The organism is Lysinibacillus sp. NPDC096418 (assembly GCF_044762775.1).
GTDB lineage: Bacteria > Bacillota > Bacilli > Bacillales_A > Planococcaceae > Lysinibacillus.
The window spans coordinates 1-16,757 of sequence record NZ_JBIWEY010000044.1 but is presented as its reverse complement, the minus strand read 5'-3'; the positions used below and the strand labels follow the sequence as shown (position 1 = coordinate 16,757).

Sequence of the window (16,757 nt, the reverse complement as noted above, 5' to 3'; positions counted from 1 at the left end):
TAGATTTAACTTAAGCTTCTCTTATGTTCTTCTTACTATACTAAGTATATCAAGTAAGGGAGGTAAGTATATGAAAGATTATGTACTTAAGACAAATCAATTATCAAAGCAATATAAACATCAAGTTGCTTTAAATAAAGTGAATCTATCGATTGAAAAAGGTGCTATTTACGGCTTTATTGGGCAAAATGGTGCTGGTAAATCCACGCTAACTCGTTTAGTGACAGGATTAGCAATGCCCACATCGGGTACGGTAGAACTGTTTGGAGAAACGGATGAAAGGAAGTTAATTCAAGCTAGAAAGCGTATTGGTGCTACGATTGAGCAACCTGCAATATATCCACATATGACAGCTGCTGAGAATTTAGAAGCACATAGACTTTTAAAAGGCGTCCCAGGTAAAGAATGTGTTCAAAAAACACTAACACTTGTTGGTCTTCAGGATACGGGGAAAAAGAAGGCAAAGAATTTTTCTTTAGGTATGAAACAAAGACTTATTCTTGCGATTGCTCTTTTAGGAGATCCAGAATTTTTAATTCTCGATGAGCCCATTAATGGATTAGACCCTATGGGAGTTGTAGAAATAAGAGAGTTATTAAAAAAGCTCAATAGTGAAAAAGGCGTTACTATACTGATTTCAAGTCATATTTTAAGTGAACTTCATTTGTTAGCTACTCATTATGGCTTCATTCATAAGGGAGAATTGATTGAACAAATGACACTTCATCAGTTAGAAGAGAAATGTCAGCAATATTTCCATATTAAAGTAGATAATACTGAAAAAGCTGCAACTATAATTGAAACTGTGCTTTCTACTAATGATTTCGAGGTCATGCCAGATGGTGTGATTAGACTATATAAATATCTTGATCAACCAGCCAAAGTTTCTACAGCATTAGTTAATGCAGGGTTAATCATTGAACAGTTTAAGTCAATGGGTCAAGATTTAGAAAGTTACTTTACGAAGCTTATTGGAGGAGTTCAGCATGGATAATCTATTAAAATCAGAACTATTTAAATTAAAAAAGGATAGATCGTTTAGAAAGTTGACATTGGCATTGATGATAATTGCTGTCCTTTTTCCTCTTATAGCAAGTATTTATGGAATTGGGAAATTAAGCGTTAACGACTTATTTATAAGTATCATTGGTAGGAACAATTACGTGTTAAAGATAATTCCATGTCTTTTAGCTGGTTATTTCATCTCTAGTGAATATTCTTTGGGTACGATGAAAAGTATTGTATCTTCTGGCAATAGCAGAATTAGAATTTACATCTCCAAATTAATGGTATTTTCATTTGGAGCAATCATTTTTTCAGTAATATTACCAATTGCGATGACAGGAACTGGTGCTATTTATGCTCAATTCAACGATATGCCTGATTTAAAATACTTTGCTCAAATAATTATTTTTACCATGTTATATGCAGCAGCATTTGCATCAATTATGATGGCATTAGCAACAGTGTTTACGGATAGTGGAAAAACAATTGGGTTGTTAATCTTAATATTCCTTATATTTGATCCTGTAATGTTTACTTTAGCTGGTGAGTTTACTTTATTTGAACACATTTACAATAATTCAGTATTTAAATTAGCATATGACTTTATTAATATAAATGCTATGGAAAGCATTGAAGTATTTAAATTAGCGATCGTCCCGATTGTAACTTATGTGATATTTGGATTACTAGGAGTATTTGCATTCCATAAGAAAGAAATTAAATAAATAAAAAAAGAAAGGCGAGTGAAATGATGATCTATATAGTAATTATATCTGTTATAGCTGTATTATTTATCCTCATTCGCTTTTACTTTTTGAAACTGGAGCTAAAACGAGTTACTCGACAATTAAATCAGTTAAACAATAAAGTAATCTCAAAGAAAATAGACCTAACTTTTTATGACAAAGATCTTGAGAATTTAGCAAAAAATATAAATGAACAAATTGATTTAACGAATGAAGCAATTTTTGAGAAATTAAGAACTGAAAATGAAATGAAGCAGGCAATTGCAAATATTTCGCATGATATTCGTACGCCAATGACGTCTATTTTAGGTTATATTCAATTTTTACAATCCGATGATATTGGTCCTGAGAAAAGGATAAAATACCAAGAAAACATTAAAAATGGAGCACTGCGATTAAAGGTTTTATTAGATGAGTTTTTTGAACTATCGACTATTGAATCAGCTGATTATCCATTAAAGTTGGAAAACATCAAATTAAATAAATTGCTAGTTGAAGTTTTAATTGGTTTTTATGATGATTTCAATAAAGCACAGATAGAACCATCAATCCTTATTCCAGAGGATGAAATTTATATTACAGGCGATTCATCGGCTGTTAAACGCGTAATTGAAAATTTAATTTCCAATGCGATTAAACATTCGAGTGGCAATGTTACTATTCAACTTGTTAAAAATTCGTCATCTGTTCAACTTAAAATAATGAATCTCGCCAAAGAATTAAAAGAACAAGATCTCCCTATTCTTTTTGATCGTTTTTATAAAGTTGATCAAACAAGAACAAAAAGAAGTACAGGTTTAGGCTTGTTTATTGCAAAAAGCCTCATGATAAAGATGGATGGAAATTTATCTGCAGAATTAAATGGAGATCAATTGCTGATGAAATGTGAATGGAAAAATTGAATGATGTTTCGTTTCTCCGATGTGTTTCAAATCATTATTTAAATTTTTAATCAAAGAGAAAAAAATCGCAAAATTTTATCTTTATTTTGTAGTGCTGCATGTATTCTTGCATGATGCACTTTACCCCACACTTACCTATAAATGTAATTTTTTAAAAAAACAATAAAATTCGATTAATTTCTTCAATATGAACACATAGCATTTTTTTACGGAGGTTTTATGAGCATCACAAAAAAAATCATAGTTTCATTTCTTATTATCGTCGGTTTTTTATTACCAATTTTTCTACCAGCATTTATTATGATAGCTTTAGTTAAATTTATGCCCGATGCAATTACACATACAGGAATAATTTCATTGTTTATTTTATCTTTTGTGTTATTTATAATTGCTGGTATTTTCACTAAGATATTAAGCACTATAGGTTTAACAGAACAAAAGCTAGACGAATTAGGATTCTTAGGTTTGGTTATCTCCATTTTTTCATCATTTACCTCTATAATTGTAGGATATTATTGGATGAAAACTCTTCATCTAACATCTGTCCAACTATCTTCTATCGGTATTTTAACTATTGCATCCGTTACTACAATTATTTTATTTATCCAATTAAAAATTTTAGAGAAACTAGAATAAACACAAAATGCCCAGGCTCAAAATTAATTGAGTACCCGGGCATTAAAATTATTCAGCTACTATATTTGTTATCTAGGCTTATTTAACTGTTTTAATTTTATTTGCTCCTGAGAGTACATTGTTATAATCGTAAATTTACTGGTATCTTATCGAGCAAAAAGTTCTAATTTACGAAAAACTAAAACGAATACCATTGTTGCCTGTACACTTCCGCCTTTTCCAATATTGTCCTGTCAAATAATAATTTATAAAAACTTGCGAAATTATTATTTCTATAATATAGTTAAAATACTATTTTATTAAAGGGTGAACTTTTTGTTAAATGTAGAATTCTAATCTGAATCAACTTTATAGCTTAATTTTGTCAAACAAACCACCCATATAGGGTGTTATTTGTTGTACAAAAAAAGCAAGATTAGAATTAGTTAGCTTTATATAAACATTTAGCGCGACTAGTTTTAGTCGCGCTTTTTCTATTTGTTGATTTAGATAATTTTAATTTTTTACTTAATAAAATTAAAAGGACGAATCTACAATGCAAAAACAATTACAACAAATTACTGCTAATATGCAACTTGAAGAACATTATCACACACTAGAAAAAGCTCTACTTTCTTTATATTTCCATAAAAATTGTACAACTAAATCTTTAGCTCATACAACAGACTTACCAATACCTATCGTTTCTGCAATGAAGAAAGAATTTGCCAAGCAGGGTTGGGGTAAACATAGCTTAACGAAAAAGGGCCAGCTCGCTATCTCGCAATATTTCCAACTGTCAGGTGCTGATAATAAACTCTACCTTCAATTAACGACAGATGATGCATTTCGTACAGAATGGATTACACAAAATATAAGCGAGTTAAATACTATTTATGATGCTAGACCTACTGCTGATGTGACAATTGATCAAGCAAAATGTACAGTTGAGACAGCCTTAAAACGTGCATTGCTCGCACTTGACTATACAATGCTACTCAATAAGCGTATTTTATGTTTAGGCGATGATGATTTCATCAGTATTTCATTAGCATTTTTACTAAAGAAGATCGCTCCACATTCTGCAACTAAAATTGTCGTATTAGATATTGATAGACGAGTTTTAGATACGATTAGCAAAATAGCTAAGGACTATGAGCTTCCGATTAAAACAGATTATTATGACGTTCAGGAGCCTTTGCCTAAAACATACGCCCAACAGTTTGATTGCGTATATACAGATACACCGTATACCCTAATTGGCGCACAACTTTTTTTATCACGTGCGATTAACTCATTAAAGCCAGAAGCAATGCGGCATGTGTTTTTTTCCTACGCTAAACGTAGCTATCTAAAGCAGTGGGAGTTACAGCAAAGCCTACATGCCATGGGCTTTGTCATAGACAGTATTAAATACGACATAAACACCTATGAAGGTGCGCAGATTTTAGGTGCTACAAGCCAATTATTCGTATTACAAACAACAGAACAAATGATTCCCTACATTCCTGATCAGCGGAATTTTACGCGGCTAATCTATACAGGAGAAGTTGAGCGAAAATCTGTCATTTATCAGTGTAATCAGTGTAAGCACTCGCATACAGTCGGCGCTGGCAATCAATACACTACAATTACTCAACTTCAATCCAGTGGTTGTCCGAGTTGCAAAAATAAAAAGTTTTCACAAATAAAGAGAACAGTTCAAAAAACGCAGTACCAGCATGCATTGGGCCATCATATTTTATTAGAGTTGCATGATTGCGATGTTGCATTACTTAATGACGTACAGAAAATTAAATCAATAATGTGTCAAGCTGCCTACAAAGCAAAGGCAACGATTGTAACAGAACATTTCCATCATTTTTCACCTTACGGGGTTAGCGGTGTAGTCATTATTCAAGAATCACATTTGACGATTCATACTTGGCCAGAGAACGGTTATGCGGCAATAGATGTTTTCACTTGTAACAGTAAACTAGCTCTACAAGAGGCAGTACAATATATTACTGAACAATTTAATGCGGGAAATGCCACACAGCATTACGTATATCGAGGTAAATAGAAAAATGGGTAATATAAGCCCTTAAAATGCAAATGCAAAAGAAAAACAAGCTTTTTCTTTTGCATTTTGCTTGAGTAAAACGAAGGTAACTCTGGAAAAGCCAAGATGTTAACGTTGCTCTTTGACTAAACCTTCACATAACTCCGAGCGTTTATGGCGGTGCTCTTCTATAGTAGTGTTATCATTAATAAATGGCACTTACAACCTTTTTACCTCACCTCAAAAAATAAACATATCCTTATATTTGGTCACTCCTGTCATAAGGAATGACCCTTTTTAATGTCCTTTTTACTCAGACTTTTCATTATCACGTTAAAATTCTATCTCCCTGTAAATCTCCAATATTCCATTTTATAGCTACATTTTAGGTATTCCAAAAACCTATCCTTCGATAAAAAAATTATTCTTTTCAATAGACAAACAACTAATTATCTTCCAAATGTGGATTTGGATTAAAGTTTGAATAAAAGCATCTCCCAAGACCGCATTTTACGGTAAATAAAAGAATCCATTTTGAAAAAAGATTGATCAAAATGGATTCTTTTTTGTGAAGTATGTTCAGCTTTTATAAAATAGTTTCTACTGTTGATCTTCAACAAACGCGCTCATCAGTGGAATAAAATTTGAGTAAAGTGTAAGGCAGTTTCATCCGATCATTAAAGTAACCCATATTTCATTTTGAGGATTTTGTAATAATTCTTTATGATATATAGTTCTGGAAAACGCGTACAAAATTCCCATTGTTTTGTTATCCCTTTTCCTAGGTCTGGCTAAGATAGGTTTCTATAGTATTTTTCATATGATTAACAAGTGCTGTCACCTCGGAATCCAGCCCATCCCACTAAGAGCAAGGGCCAAATACGTACTCTGGACATGTAATGACCACAATCCAAGAGTTTTGAACTATTGAATTTGCGCCCAATCACATAAAAAATCACAAGAACTTAACAAATATTATCCCAATAATAGTAAATACTAGGGCGGCAATTCTTCTACTATCAATCTTCCTTTTTTGTAAATTAAATATTCCAAACTGATCGATTAATACAGCCATAATCATTTGTCCCAATAGAAAAACCATAGTAGTTAGAACCGATCCAAGTTCAGGTAATAAGACAATGTTACCTGTTACAATAAATATGCCAAATATCCCCGCCATATATACCCAAACAGGAATACGTTTGTTTTGAGTGTCATACAAAGGAATCTCTAAGCGACGTTTAGTAATCAAAATCAAAATTAGCAAGATAATCGCGCCAACAAAAAAAGAAATAAAAGTAGCTCCTAAAAGAGAGCCCGTTGCAACGCGAAGTTTTCCATTAATAGCAGTTTGCAATGGTGGTAAAAAACCAGCTAAAACCCCCAGAATTATCCAAGTTATTTTACTGTCCTTTTTCACTTCTGACGACGCAGTTAAATCTCTTTCCTTTTTAGATTGAACCAATGAAATAGCTAAAATCATAATGATAGTCCCAATTATTCTAGTAGTACTAATAGGATTAGCTGGTACACCAAACCACTCGAAGTGATCGATTAAAATTCCTACAATCATTTGCCCAGTTACAGTTATTATTGTTGTAACTGAAGCACCTAGTTTTAAAAAAAGAATGACATTTGCCACATGAAAACCAATACCAGCTATTGCTCCACCGATAAAAACATACAATGGATATGAAAAATCAATCCCAACACTGATTCCTGCAGGATCTACTATTAAATTAATAATAAGTAGTATCACTGTTCCAAAAGAAAATGCAACGAACGAAGCTGTTAAAGGTGTTTTTGAATAAGAACCTAAACGAGCACTTATAGATGCCTGAATAGGGAAAAGCATGCCTATAATTATCCCCATAATTAAGTAAAGTATGATGATTTTCATAAATTCACCTCTTTTATTTTTAAAATTGAGAAAAAATTTAGCCCAATTAATATGATATATTTTTTTAGATTTGAAACCACATTAAAATATTTTAGAGACTATTAATATCCCTAATTAACAAAAAAAATAAATGTGGATTATTTCCACAGATTTTTTTAAACAAGATCTGATATTTTCTGATACTTTAACTCTTCCTCCATTTACTTCTCTGCTGAAAGAGAATCTAAACAGCAATCAAATAAAGATGATTTACCCTCAATAGCATGTATGATGTCTAAAAACGAATTTCCTTCCAATTTTCTGTTAATGGAATAACCTCCATTGACACCTGAAGAAGAAATAATTATTCCTCCTTTAGCCAATTTAACATATATTTTAGAGAGGTACGTTAAAGAAACATTTTGTTTTTCTGCTAGCTCCTGTACACCAAAATCTTGTTTGATATGTCCATTGCAAGAAAAAGCGTGGAGTAAAGAGCATAATTTGTAGCTTTTGAAAATTTCATAATGTTTGAATTACCTCCAGTGGCGAGATTGCCACCTTAACATTTCCTAATTGTTAAAACGCGTCCGATTGTTATCTTGACCGATTGTTCACCTTTTACATGATTACTTCAAAACACAGAGTATATCTTCCGATTATCCCTGTCCAACGTGCATTCAATTCTTTTCTAAAGAACTTTCCATGAGCTTCCTCCAATATCCCCATTTGCACCTCATCCGAATTCTCCTCAAATTGACAAAAGAGTATGGAATTTATTTTTCATTCCAATACCCTCTTGTTATAAAACTTATAAAATCCCCTACAGTTAACACTAATTCATTAAATCTTTCACTCAATTGTTCATTGCAATGATGTTAGAGCCACTGAATAGGAACTACAAAGATTCATCTTACCACCTTTTAATATGGGAGATGCTAATGATGATAATTTTTTCTCATAATTCTATGAGCGATAAAGATGGGGGCAAGCCCTACAATTTGATCATGACTGTTTGTGCTCAGATATCTTTATCACATCGAACCATCCCGAGTAAAAGCCTCCCTTTGAGTAAAAAGGTCTAAATTTTTTAAAATTTTTCACTTGAAATATCTGAATTAATTGTCATTGCTACTTGAATTCCCGTTGCTTCTGAAAGAACAATTTCTGTTGGTGCAGGCTGAGCAGCATCACCGGCTGCATATACATTTTTTTCAGATGTTCTTCCGAAATGATCAACAGAGATTAACCCATATTCATCTAAATCACAAGAAAATCCTTGACTAATAATATTTGTTGTATAAGTGGATGGTGTAATAAAGCCGGCTTCCCGCTCAATTTCTAACCCATTTTGAAAGGCAACACTACTCAATACCCCATTATGTCCTTTCATTTCTTCAATCTTATCGGTAATTACATTTATTCCTTTACTTTCCAGATCCCTTTTTTCAGCTTCTTTTATTTCATGACCGTTTGTTGCCACGACTAAATCACTTGATAAGTTAAAAATTATTTTAGCAGTTCGTGCAACATCACCTGTTTCATTTATATAAATTATTTTTTTACTCTTTAATTCCCAACCATAACCATATGGTGAAGTAAAAATGCTTTTATTGTAATACTGCGTAATATTAGGAATATCGCTCTGTATCTTTGTACCATCTGTCAAAAGGATTTTCTCAGCAAGAAAGTTCTCGCCATCTTCTGTATATATTTTAAAAAGCATATTGTCTGATTGTTTAATAGCCCTAACGCTTTGACTGACGATAGAATGAATAGTAGGATATTGATTTAATTTTTCTTTTGCTGCTTGTATAAATTCTAAAGCGGCATTTCCATTTCTTGAAATACTCTCTTGAAGTTCAAATGCAAGGTGATCATTCTTTGTATCAAACAATGCTACTAATCGATTCGCTCTACCTAGCAATAATGCAGCATTTAACCCTGCCGGTCCTCCACCAATAATTGCACATTCGAAAATTTCCATCTTTTTTCCTCCAGTTTTTATAACGAATCAAACTCCAATAATTTGCTTTAGATTTTCAAAAGGAATATATCCAACAATTGGTTCATGTAATTTATTTTGAATAATCAAACGGGAATGAGGAATCCCAAGCACCTGGTACTCCGCCGCAAGCTCTGGGCTTTTATCAACGTTCACCCTTAAAATTTTCACCTTATCACTGTCTTCTTCATTAAGTTGATTAAGAACCATCCCGAACATTTTACATGGGCTACACCACTCTGCCCAAAAATTTATTAGCACAATTTTTTCAGTTTTTAAGTGTTCTCCTAATTCTTGCTTTGTTGTTACATGAGCTATTGTCATAAATTTTCCTCCTTCATTGAAATAAAAATCTTAAAGAAATAATATGCTTTTATTATTATTTACTTAAACCTACTATCACCCCTCCCAATACACATTAAAGACCTTTAATATCTATTATTTGGTTAAAATTTTTTAAATTGTACTATCGAAAACAACTGCCATCGCGGCTTTGTATCCTTCTAAAGCAGCAACTATTAACGAAGATTGACCTAATTTTGCTGTCTCCCCCGATGCATAAATATTTTCCTGCGACGTTCGCCCTGCCTCATCTGTCACAATGCTACCATTTTTATTTAATTGACAACCCAGCTGCTCTGCAAATTGATTTGGCCGCATAAAATTAGGTACAATAAATCCTCCAACTCTTTCGATTTCAAGTCCTGAATTAAACACTACTTTGTTTAAATAACCGTCCTCACCATTTAAGGTTTGAATAGGTTCAGTAATAACAGTTATATCTTTTCTTTGTAGTTCATTCAATGTCGGAGCAGAAACTTCATGACCATTTGTCGCTATTACTAAATCCTTTGACCAGTTATAAATAAGCTTCCCTTTAAAAAGAGTATGTTCTTCATTTTCTGAAATAATAATTAGGGGTTGATCTCTTAATTCCCATCCATCACAAGTTGGGCAGCTAAATATACTTTTTCCATAATACTTTTTAATGTCCGAGACCGATGGGAATTCTTCTTGTACACCTGTTGCTAATATAATTCTCTCTGCAAAAACCTCTCCCTCTTCCAACGTCTTAATTTTAAACAATCCGTTTGATTGTTTTATTATACTCATAACCGTGTTTTGATAAAAATGAACTGATGGGTATTTTTTCACATCATTTATAGCTATTTCTTTAAACTCTGCTGGTTTAATCCCATCACGTGTTAGAAAACCATGTGATTCCTGCGTCACACGATTCCGATTTGTTCCATTATCAAATAAGGCTACTTTTTTACGGGACCTCCCTAAAATCAAGCTTGCATTTAAACCAGCGCCACCTGCACCTATAATTGCACAATCAAATAATTGCATATGTGTAAAACTCCTCCATAAGTTGTTTAAAATACATGTTGCTTCGTAAAAAAGTGCCAATTTCAGCATTACAACATGCATTCTAGCTTAAATTAAAGTTTAAAAACAGAATGATTCTAAGTTATGACCACTCGAAAGTTGTTTGAAGTAATAAATAGATAGGGTTGTCAGGATTTTAAATCAGACTTAAAAGACTCTTTATATCCCTAATTATTTTAAAAATAATGGCGGATTATAAATCCACGACTATTTTTTCACAAGATCTGATATTTTTCTGTTTCTTAACTCATTCTCCAGTGTTTCCTCTGCAGAAAGCATCACTTCTTTTATTACACAATTAGGATCGTTATATAAACAACAATCAAACAACGAAGATTTGCCTTCAATTGCATGTATAATATCTAAAAATGAAATACCTTCCCAATTGTGACGAAGTGTATAACCACCATTAGCACCAGATACAGAATTAATCATTCCCTCTTTTACTAACTTGGTTAATATTTTAGATAAATAGGTGGGAGAAACATTTTGCATCTCAGCTAATTGTTGGACACCCATTGGTTTATTTGGAGCTTCCTTTGCAAGAAAAAGCATTGTGTGTAGTGCATAATTAGTAGCCTTAGAATATTTCATTTCTATCATTCACTCCAATAAAAGACTTTACATATCCATAATAGCACTGAATTTAATTTGTTTCAAAATTTATGCCTTCATGTTGAAAAAAGATTACTGTTTTCCCCTGTTTGATATGATAATCCAATAGGGTATTTTATGTCTAAACGAGCAAGAGTGTAACAAACTGAAAAGTGGATTAAAGAGGGACCAGGCTCTGTTTCAGATTATAAATCTAAGGCTGCAATAGACATTTCTCCCATTCATCTCCAATAGCCGAATATAATTCTCTAATATGCAGACGACTTTCTTTAAAAGATAGAAATTCAATAGACTTAGGTTTAACGATAAAACCTCCCCAGTTTTCGGGTTTTGGTATTTGCATTTCTCCTATGTTTCTTTTAGCTTCCTTAAACTGTTTATTTAAATCTTTTTTTGATAAAAGAGGCTGACTCTGTTTACAACTTAATGTGGTTATTTGTGCATCTCTTGACCTCATTTCCCAGTATTTCTCTGAAATAGTGGATGGAGCTTGTGTTGCAAATCCATTAACCCTCACTTGATAACCGATTGCTTCCCACCAAAAAGTTAACCCTACCTTTGGATTCCGCTGGATATCCCTTCCTTTTTGAGAATCAAGATTGGTACAAAAAATAAATCCACTGTCATCAACAGCTTTTAAATCTACAAAGCGTCCAGATGGAAAGCCGTCCTCGTCAATCGTAGTAACACAAACTGCACTGGGATGCTTTAATGTCGAATTGCTTTTTGCTTTAACCCAACATGATTTAAACTTTATAATTGGATTACTCATCTTTTTCACCTCTAATGATTTTAAAAAAGTTTTAATAAAGACATTTTTATTCTATAATCTATAACTTGTAGCATCTCAACTTTATTATTATAAAATCTAAATATTCTACAGCTTCCCAAGTCTTCCAACTGCACATTATCCACAATCTCTTTCGCAACCAATCGACTAATAACAGTAGATAACTTGATTTCAGAATGCATAACTGCTAAATAACGCTCTTTTACCTAATCATGAATATCGACAATGGGGTAACATCTTTTGGCATTGACTACATCCCTACTTGAATACTGTCTAACTCAATATGTTCTTCTTCTTTATAAAATTATTACAAAAGGTTTCAAAAGTTCTTTTTCAACCCTCTCCAAGTCCGTATCTATCGGAAATTTATACCTTTCCTTTTTCTGTATTAATATACTTAGTAACCAATTACCAATCCCTTCCTCGATTGGTTTTCCAATCATACGGCAAAATCTCTTTTAATAAAACAAACGTGTCATTTTCAACTTCTAAAACAGCCTCTAGGTTTTCTTTTGAAAGCTGACTGATTAACTCGCGGCACCGTCCGCATGGTGGAACAGCATTCCCTTCCGAGTCAACTGCTACAAAAGCCTTTATTTGATATTCTCCATTTTTCAACATGTCTGCAACAGCTGCATGCTCCGCACAAAAGCCCATGGAACAAGCTGTATCTATACTAACCCCTGTATAAATATTACTATCTACCGTTTCAATGGCTGCACCAACACTTCCGTACTGAACAAAATCATTTAATTCTGTAGGTGAAGTAACTGCAGCTGCAATCTTTTTTAATTCTTTATGATTCATAAGTGTGAACCTCCTTTTCTAGAAATATGAAATCGATTGGGTAAAAATAATTAAAATTGGATTCTCGAGAAGAGTTTACTAAAAAAAACAAAATAGAACTTCGCTGTACTTATAAATGTACTATTGGAGAAGTACAACCTGCATTATCTCTTAATAACTCGTGAGGAGATGATAGCTATTGACATCTTAATAAGTAAGATTTCTTGGTGTACTCCAATCCTCTATGTTATAGCACAAAAATGGTAAAGCAAGAAAGATTATAATATTTAAATCAATTCTTGATTATCAACGTCCTATGGTACAAAGCCATCTTTTTACATTAACTGCATGCAGAAAACATTACAAAAATTAGATTTTAAAGAATCAGATTTATTTTATACTCATCACCATATAATACCACTCCTTTTCATTGTAAAGAAAATGCCAGATGATACTATTCTCATGTAAATGAGTATGGAATGAATAGCAGAGGAATCATTTACAAAGGTTGTCTAATTGTTGCTACAAAGCCCATGTGTGAATTTACAGGAGTGGCTAAAGCGAAGTAAAACAAAAGGACTAGCATATATGAAATTTAATCATAAACGCAAGTCCTTTCCTTATTAAAGCTAAAGTCCCCTTTAGTTTAAGTGGATGTATTCATATATTGTATTTTTACTCAATGGGAACATAAATATCTGTCTTGCTCTTAGCTTTGTAGTTTTTTGGTGGCTCAGTAACGTATAACTCAAATGGGAATGAATCTCTTAGTGTGTATTCGCCGTTAGTCAGTAACAACTCGGAATAAGCATATTCCCAAGCTTCTCCATACTCACCCAACGTTAGATCATAATGTAATACTGCGTATTTTCCACCAAAAATCATCGTACCGATTTGTCCTTCTTCTTCAATTACAGCATCTAATGGAACCGTCATTGCTACGCTAGTTCGTAAATTTTTTGAATCAGTTACGAAAGGGTTGTCATGGTATATAGTCATTACCTTTGTGACATTCTCTTTGATTAAATCATATTTTTTTGCGAATTTGAATAGTTCATTGAACATCTTACGACTATTTTTTCTATACTCGACATAATTTCCTTTGAAGCGCACATAGATTACTTTCGTTTCTATATTTTCTACTGTGATCGTTGGTTTTTCCATTAATATCATCTCCCTTAACTTAAGTATAGGGGAGACTATCTGTTATTTCTTGTCGTTTCTTGCTTTCCTGTATTCTAATGGAGACATTCCAAAATACTTCTTAAAAGATTTGTTGAAGGTACTCGCATCATTGTAACCATATTGGAGAGCAATATCTGTGATGCTTAAATCATTGCGGACAGTGAGGTACATCCCCGATCGCTCCACTTTTATTCTGGTAACAAACTGTTTCACCGTCTCGTCACTGTATTTGCTAAATATACGATGGAAATGATATTTGGACATAGCTGCATTATTTGCTAAGTCATCTAGTAAGATTTTTTCACTCAGATGGCTTTCAATATAATCTTCAGATTTGTTTACCAATCGAATGTATTCATCCATGTCTTCACGCCAATCAAGTTTTTTATTCATCATAACACATGTGCTGATTAACCTAGGAAAGTAATAATCTTATTTATTCAAGTATGACAATCTTAAATAGATTGAAATTTTAATAGTTAGAAATTTCTATCAGATTACCATCCGGATCCCTAGTATAAATAGAGGTTATCGAACCTAATGCTCCTGTTCTTTTTACTGGACCTTCTTCAATTTGTACCCCGTAACTACCTAAGTGGTCTATCACATCTACCATTGGAACATCTGTGATAAAACATAAATCAGCAGTACCAGACATAGGTGTTTTTGCTTTTGGTTCGAATTCTTTGCCTACTTCATGTAGGTTTATTTTCTGCTCTCCAAAGTGTAGTGCCTTTCTGCTTTCCCCAAATGTAATAACTTCCATTCCCAAAACTTGGTTATAAAACTCACAAGTTTTATCAATGTTTTTTACAGTCAAAACCAAATGATCTAATTTAGAGATTTTCATTGAATCACCCCTTTTTATTCTTTAAAGCAAATAATGTGATTTTCTATTAAGCAATCCCACTCTTAATTTAATTACAAACCTCTACGTGCTTCGATTTGCATACCTAGTTTTTCACCAACACGAATCACTCTTTCGTTCCCAGTCCAAGTTGTAAAGCCTACACGAACTAAAGGAAAAGTTGAAAATAGATGGATTATCCATAATTTTAATGCACGTGTACCAATGCCTTTTCCCCATGAGCCTGCTTCATGTAATATTATTCCCATTTCAAGCCATTTAGGCGGCTCATGCTCCCAATAATAAGAGACAATACCTCGGACAATTCCACTCACTTCAATCACCCATTAGCTTTCGTCACCAATCCATTCATCTTTTGATAACAGAAAATCTTCATATGATTTGGAGTGATGGGGAAAATACGGGGCATCCCATTTTTTCCATTCTGGTTTTTCATCTTTATAAATGAGCTCCCATAAACGAAATGAATCTTCTTCTATTATTGGTCGAATCGTCAATTCTTTGTCTGAATACATCATTTATCCTCTTTTCAATTGTTTTAGTTTCATAGAGATTGAAAAGAGAAAATATGTCTACTTTTCACTCACCTTTGTTACCTGCTTCATATTAATCAATCCTTTCTAAATAAAGTCGCTCTTATTTTATCATAATTTTCTAAAATTAAACCCTTTAAAGCTATATGTAGACTAAAAAACTTCCCAAAGCGCCGTTTCGTGACATACTATTCATAAGCAGCCAAAAGCAAACATCCCCACTCACTAGAATGGGTGTATTGTTACCTATCTTTCATTTGGGAACGTTTATTAGAGGTTTATTTTGTATACTTTATAAATGCTTGTTACAGTAAAAGCCTCAGTTCTCTAAGGGCTTTAAAGATTTAAATACTTAGCTCCTTTTTTGATAAACCTTTATAATTCCCCAAATCGAAAATAAAGGGATAGAGAAAGCGATACCCAATAATAGTGATAAAAAAGCTAAATCATCTATACTCCTATACGTAATAAAGATAAACCACTCACCATCCCCATTACCGTGTCTTTTAGTCACTTTATGATCAATTTCTTGATATCTACGATTCCAGGAAGGTGAAGTACTTAGCCAAAATAAATATTCCAACACCTCATTAACTGTTTTTTTATATATTCAAAATTAAATGTCCATAGTAATTTATCCTCATCAAATTTAATATTTTGAGAATTATAAAATACTGAGAAATTTTTATTTGATTCAGGAAGTAATTCCGTATACCACTCTTTATAAATTTTTCTAATTGTCTTTTCATCGTTTGAAATATATGGATGTATAGGTAAGGTAGATATCTTCGAAGGATGTTCTTTAATTCTTTGCAGTAATCTTTTCGGTATATTACTCAAATAGCCTATAAAGGCATTTAAGTCTTCATCAGTAAGTTTAGATTCAATACTCTTTTCAAATAATCTACAAAAATTTAGATAATGACTAATTTTACATTACTATTTTCATAATTGTTAGACTAATCTCTAATATAATCAAACACTGGTAATACTAAATTATGATTTGGGTTAAAAATTACGCTAATAAATTTTTCAAGAGTAAAGTTATAATTTTCAATGTAAAACATACCATTTATTTTTCTATCATCTTTATTTAAATAGTCTATATTCTTCATATTAAACCACCCCTAAAAACATTTAATGTCATAACATAATAACCATTACATTTATACCATTTCATATGTTGCATCTATAGTAATTCGCATTGAAATGAACTGTCAATAGACAATTGTTTTTTGTGTCTTTAATTTTTAAACTTACAAATATATGTATCAAATCAAAAAATTTAGTTTTTGTTAAGAAGGAGCATTCCTGTTAGAAGGATTTTCAGGGGCTTGAAATAGAGAAAGCCCTCTTGTATGATGCATGAGTGTCAACGCCTAAATTGACCCACCA

The 16,757-nt window shown here is 32.5% G+C and carries 16 protein-coding genes and 2 pseudogenes; 5 read left to right on the top strand and 13 right to left on the bottom strand.

Annotated elements, in window-relative coordinates; all coding sequences use genetic code 11:
* The first annotated feature begins 70 nt into the window (after nucleotides 1-70).
* The 5 genes from ACIQZG_RS21875 (at nucleotide 71) to speD (ending at nucleotide 5,330) form a co-directional block, all read left to right on the top strand.
* A complete protein-coding gene (locus tag ACIQZG_RS21875) occupies nucleotides 71-994 on the top strand; it encodes an ATP-binding cassette domain-containing protein (protein WP_402757846.1) in 924 nt (307 codons plus the stop codon).
* Nucleotides 987-1,730: an ABC transporter permease gene (locus tag ACIQZG_RS21870; protein ID WP_402757844.1), complete on the top strand. Its 744-nt coding sequence runs from the start codon at nucleotides 987-989 to the stop codon at nucleotides 1,728-1,730. Before ACIQZG_RS21875 ends, ACIQZG_RS21870 begins: the two co-directional genes overlap by 8 nt.
* A 26-nt stretch (nucleotides 1,731-1,756) precedes the next feature.
* Complete coding sequence (locus ACIQZG_RS21865; protein ID WP_402757842.1) at nucleotides 1,757-2,653, top strand: sensor histidine kinase; 897 nt, start codon at nucleotides 1,757-1,759, stop codon at nucleotides 2,651-2,653.
* Between the two features lie 219 nt (nucleotides 2,654-2,872).
* Nucleotides 2,873-3,289, top strand: coding sequence for an epimerase (locus ACIQZG_RS21860; RefSeq protein ID WP_402757841.1), 417 nt, complete (start codon nucleotides 2,873-2,875; stop codon nucleotides 3,287-3,289).
* 535 nt (nucleotides 3,290-3,824) lie between these two features.
* A complete protein-coding gene (gene speD, locus ACIQZG_RS21855; RefSeq protein ID WP_402757839.1) occupies nucleotides 3,825-5,330 on the top strand; it encodes an adenosylmethionine decarboxylase in 1,506 nt (501 codons plus the stop codon).
* Between the two features lie 934 nt (nucleotides 5,331-6,264).
* On the opposite strand, the gene ACIQZG_RS21850 is transcribed toward speD, so the two are convergent.
* The 13 genes and pseudogenes from ACIQZG_RS21850 to ACIQZG_RS21790 all read right to left on the bottom strand — a co-directional run bounded on the left by ACIQZG_RS21850 (nucleotide 6,265) and on the right by ACIQZG_RS21790 (nucleotide 16,477).
* Complete coding sequence (locus tag ACIQZG_RS21850; RefSeq protein WP_402757838.1) at nucleotides 6,265-7,209, bottom strand: DMT family transporter; 945 nt, start codon at nucleotides 7,207-7,209, stop codon at nucleotides 6,265-6,267.
* A gap of 200 nt (nucleotides 7,210-7,409) precedes the next feature.
* A pseudogene (locus ACIQZG_RS21845) lies at nucleotides 7,410-7,714 on the bottom strand (Rrf2 family transcriptional regulator).
* A gap of 564 nt (nucleotides 7,715-8,278) precedes the next feature.
* Complete coding sequence (locus tag ACIQZG_RS21840; protein ID WP_402757836.1) at nucleotides 8,279-9,175, bottom strand: NAD(P)/FAD-dependent oxidoreductase; 897 nt, start codon at nucleotides 9,173-9,175, stop codon at nucleotides 8,279-8,281.
* A gap of 27 nt (nucleotides 9,176-9,202) precedes the next feature.
* Entirely contained in the window at nucleotides 9,203-9,517 is a 315-nt protein-coding gene (locus ACIQZG_RS21835) for a thioredoxin family protein (RefSeq protein WP_402757834.1), read from the bottom strand.
* Between the two features lie 132 nt (nucleotides 9,518-9,649).
* Nucleotides 9,650-10,546 (bottom strand): NAD(P)/FAD-dependent oxidoreductase, encoded by an 897-nt coding sequence (locus ACIQZG_RS21830; RefSeq protein ID WP_402757831.1) that lies wholly within the window; start codon nucleotides 10,544-10,546, stop codon nucleotides 9,650-9,652.
* A 246-nt stretch (nucleotides 10,547-10,792) separates the two neighbouring features.
* Nucleotides 10,793-11,179, bottom strand: coding sequence for an Rrf2 family transcriptional regulator (locus ACIQZG_RS21825; protein WP_402757830.1), 387 nt, complete (start codon nucleotides 11,177-11,179; stop codon nucleotides 10,793-10,795).
* 214 nt (nucleotides 11,180-11,393) lie between these two features.
* Nucleotides 11,394-11,972 carry a pyridoxine/pyridoxamine 5'-phosphate oxidase gene (locus ACIQZG_RS21820; RefSeq protein WP_402757828.1) on the bottom strand — a complete coding sequence of 193 codons (579 nt, stop codon included), beginning with the start codon at nucleotides 11,970-11,972 and terminating at the stop codon, nucleotides 11,394-11,396.
* A 426-nt stretch (nucleotides 11,973-12,398) separates the two neighbouring features.
* Nucleotides 12,399-12,797: a cytidine deaminase family protein gene (locus tag ACIQZG_RS21815; protein WP_402757826.1), complete on the bottom strand. Its 399-nt coding sequence runs from the start codon at nucleotides 12,795-12,797 to the stop codon at nucleotides 12,399-12,401.
* A 654-nt stretch (nucleotides 12,798-13,451) separates the two neighbouring features.
* Complete coding sequence (locus ACIQZG_RS21810) at nucleotides 13,452-13,940, bottom strand: AraC family transcriptional regulator (RefSeq protein ID WP_402757824.1); 489 nt, start codon at nucleotides 13,938-13,940, stop codon at nucleotides 13,452-13,454.
* 42 nt (nucleotides 13,941-13,982) lie between these two features.
* Entirely contained in the window at nucleotides 13,983-14,354 is a 372-nt protein-coding gene (locus tag ACIQZG_RS21805) for a helix-turn-helix transcriptional regulator (protein WP_402757823.1), read from the bottom strand.
* A 79-nt stretch (nucleotides 14,355-14,433) separates the two neighbouring features.
* Nucleotides 14,434-14,811 carry a VOC family protein gene (locus ACIQZG_RS21800; protein ID WP_402757821.1) on the bottom strand — a complete coding sequence of 126 codons (378 nt, stop codon included), beginning with the start codon at nucleotides 14,809-14,811 and terminating at the stop codon, nucleotides 14,434-14,436.
* A gap of 83 nt (nucleotides 14,812-14,894) precedes the next feature.
* Nucleotides 14,895-15,344: pseudogene (locus tag ACIQZG_RS21795) on the bottom strand (GNAT family N-acetyltransferase); the annotation flags it as partial.
* A gap of 977 nt (nucleotides 15,345-16,321) precedes the next feature.
* Entirely contained in the window at nucleotides 16,322-16,477 is a 156-nt protein-coding gene (locus tag ACIQZG_RS21790) for a hypothetical protein (RefSeq protein ID WP_402757819.1), read from the bottom strand.
* Nucleotides 16,478-16,757 lie beyond the last annotated feature (280 nt).

Coding starts and splice junctions, on each gene's coding strand:
- ACIQZG_RS21875 (WP_402757846.1), top strand. CDS start 71: ATGAAAGATTATGTACTTAAGACAAATCAATTATCAAAGCAATATAAA.
- ACIQZG_RS21870 (WP_402757844.1), top strand. CDS start 987: ATGGATAATCTATTAAAATCAGAACTATTTAAATTAAAAAAGGATAGA.
- ACIQZG_RS21865 (WP_402757842.1), top strand. CDS start 1,757: ATGATCTATATAGTAATTATATCTGTTATAGCTGTATTATTTATCCTC.
- ACIQZG_RS21860 (WP_402757841.1), top strand. CDS start 2,873: ATGAGCATCACAAAAAAAATCATAGTTTCATTTCTTATTATCGTCGGT.
- speD (WP_402757839.1), top strand. CDS start 3,825: ATGCAAAAACAATTACAACAAATTACTGCTAATATGCAACTTGAAGAA.
- ACIQZG_RS21850 (WP_402757838.1), bottom strand. CDS start 7,209: ATGAAAATCATCATACTTTACTTAATTATGGGGATAATTATAGGCATG.
- ACIQZG_RS21840 (WP_402757836.1), bottom strand. CDS start 9,175: ATGGAAATTTTCGAATGTGCAATTATTGGTGGAGGACCGGCAGGGTTA.
- ACIQZG_RS21835 (WP_402757834.1), bottom strand. CDS start 9,517: ATGACAATAGCTCATGTAACAACAAAGCAAGAATTAGGAGAACACTTA.
- ACIQZG_RS21830 (WP_402757831.1), bottom strand. CDS start 10,546: ATGCAATTATTTGATTGTGCAATTATAGGTGCAGGTGGCGCTGGTTTA.
- ACIQZG_RS21825 (WP_402757830.1), bottom strand. CDS start 11,179: ATGAAATATTCTAAGGCTACTAATTATGCACTACACACAATGCTTTTT.
- ACIQZG_RS21820 (WP_402757828.1), bottom strand. CDS start 11,972: ATGAGTAATCCAATTATAAAGTTTAAATCATGTTGGGTTAAAGCAAAA.
- ACIQZG_RS21815 (WP_402757826.1), bottom strand. CDS start 12,797: ATGAATCATAAAGAATTAAAAAAGATTGCAGCTGCAGTTACTTCACCT.
- ACIQZG_RS21810 (WP_402757824.1), bottom strand. CDS start 13,940: ATGGAAAAACCAACGATCACAGTAGAAAATATAGAAACGAAAGTAATC.
- ACIQZG_RS21805 (WP_402757823.1), bottom strand. CDS start 14,354: ATGAATAAAAAACTTGATTGGCGTGAAGACATGGATGAATACATTCGA.
- ACIQZG_RS21800 (WP_402757821.1), bottom strand. CDS start 14,811: ATGAAAATCTCTAAATTAGATCATTTGGTTTTGACTGTAAAAAACATT.
- ACIQZG_RS21790 (WP_402757819.1), bottom strand. CDS start 16,477: ATGAAGAATATAGACTATTTAAATAAAGATGATAGAAAAATAAATGGT.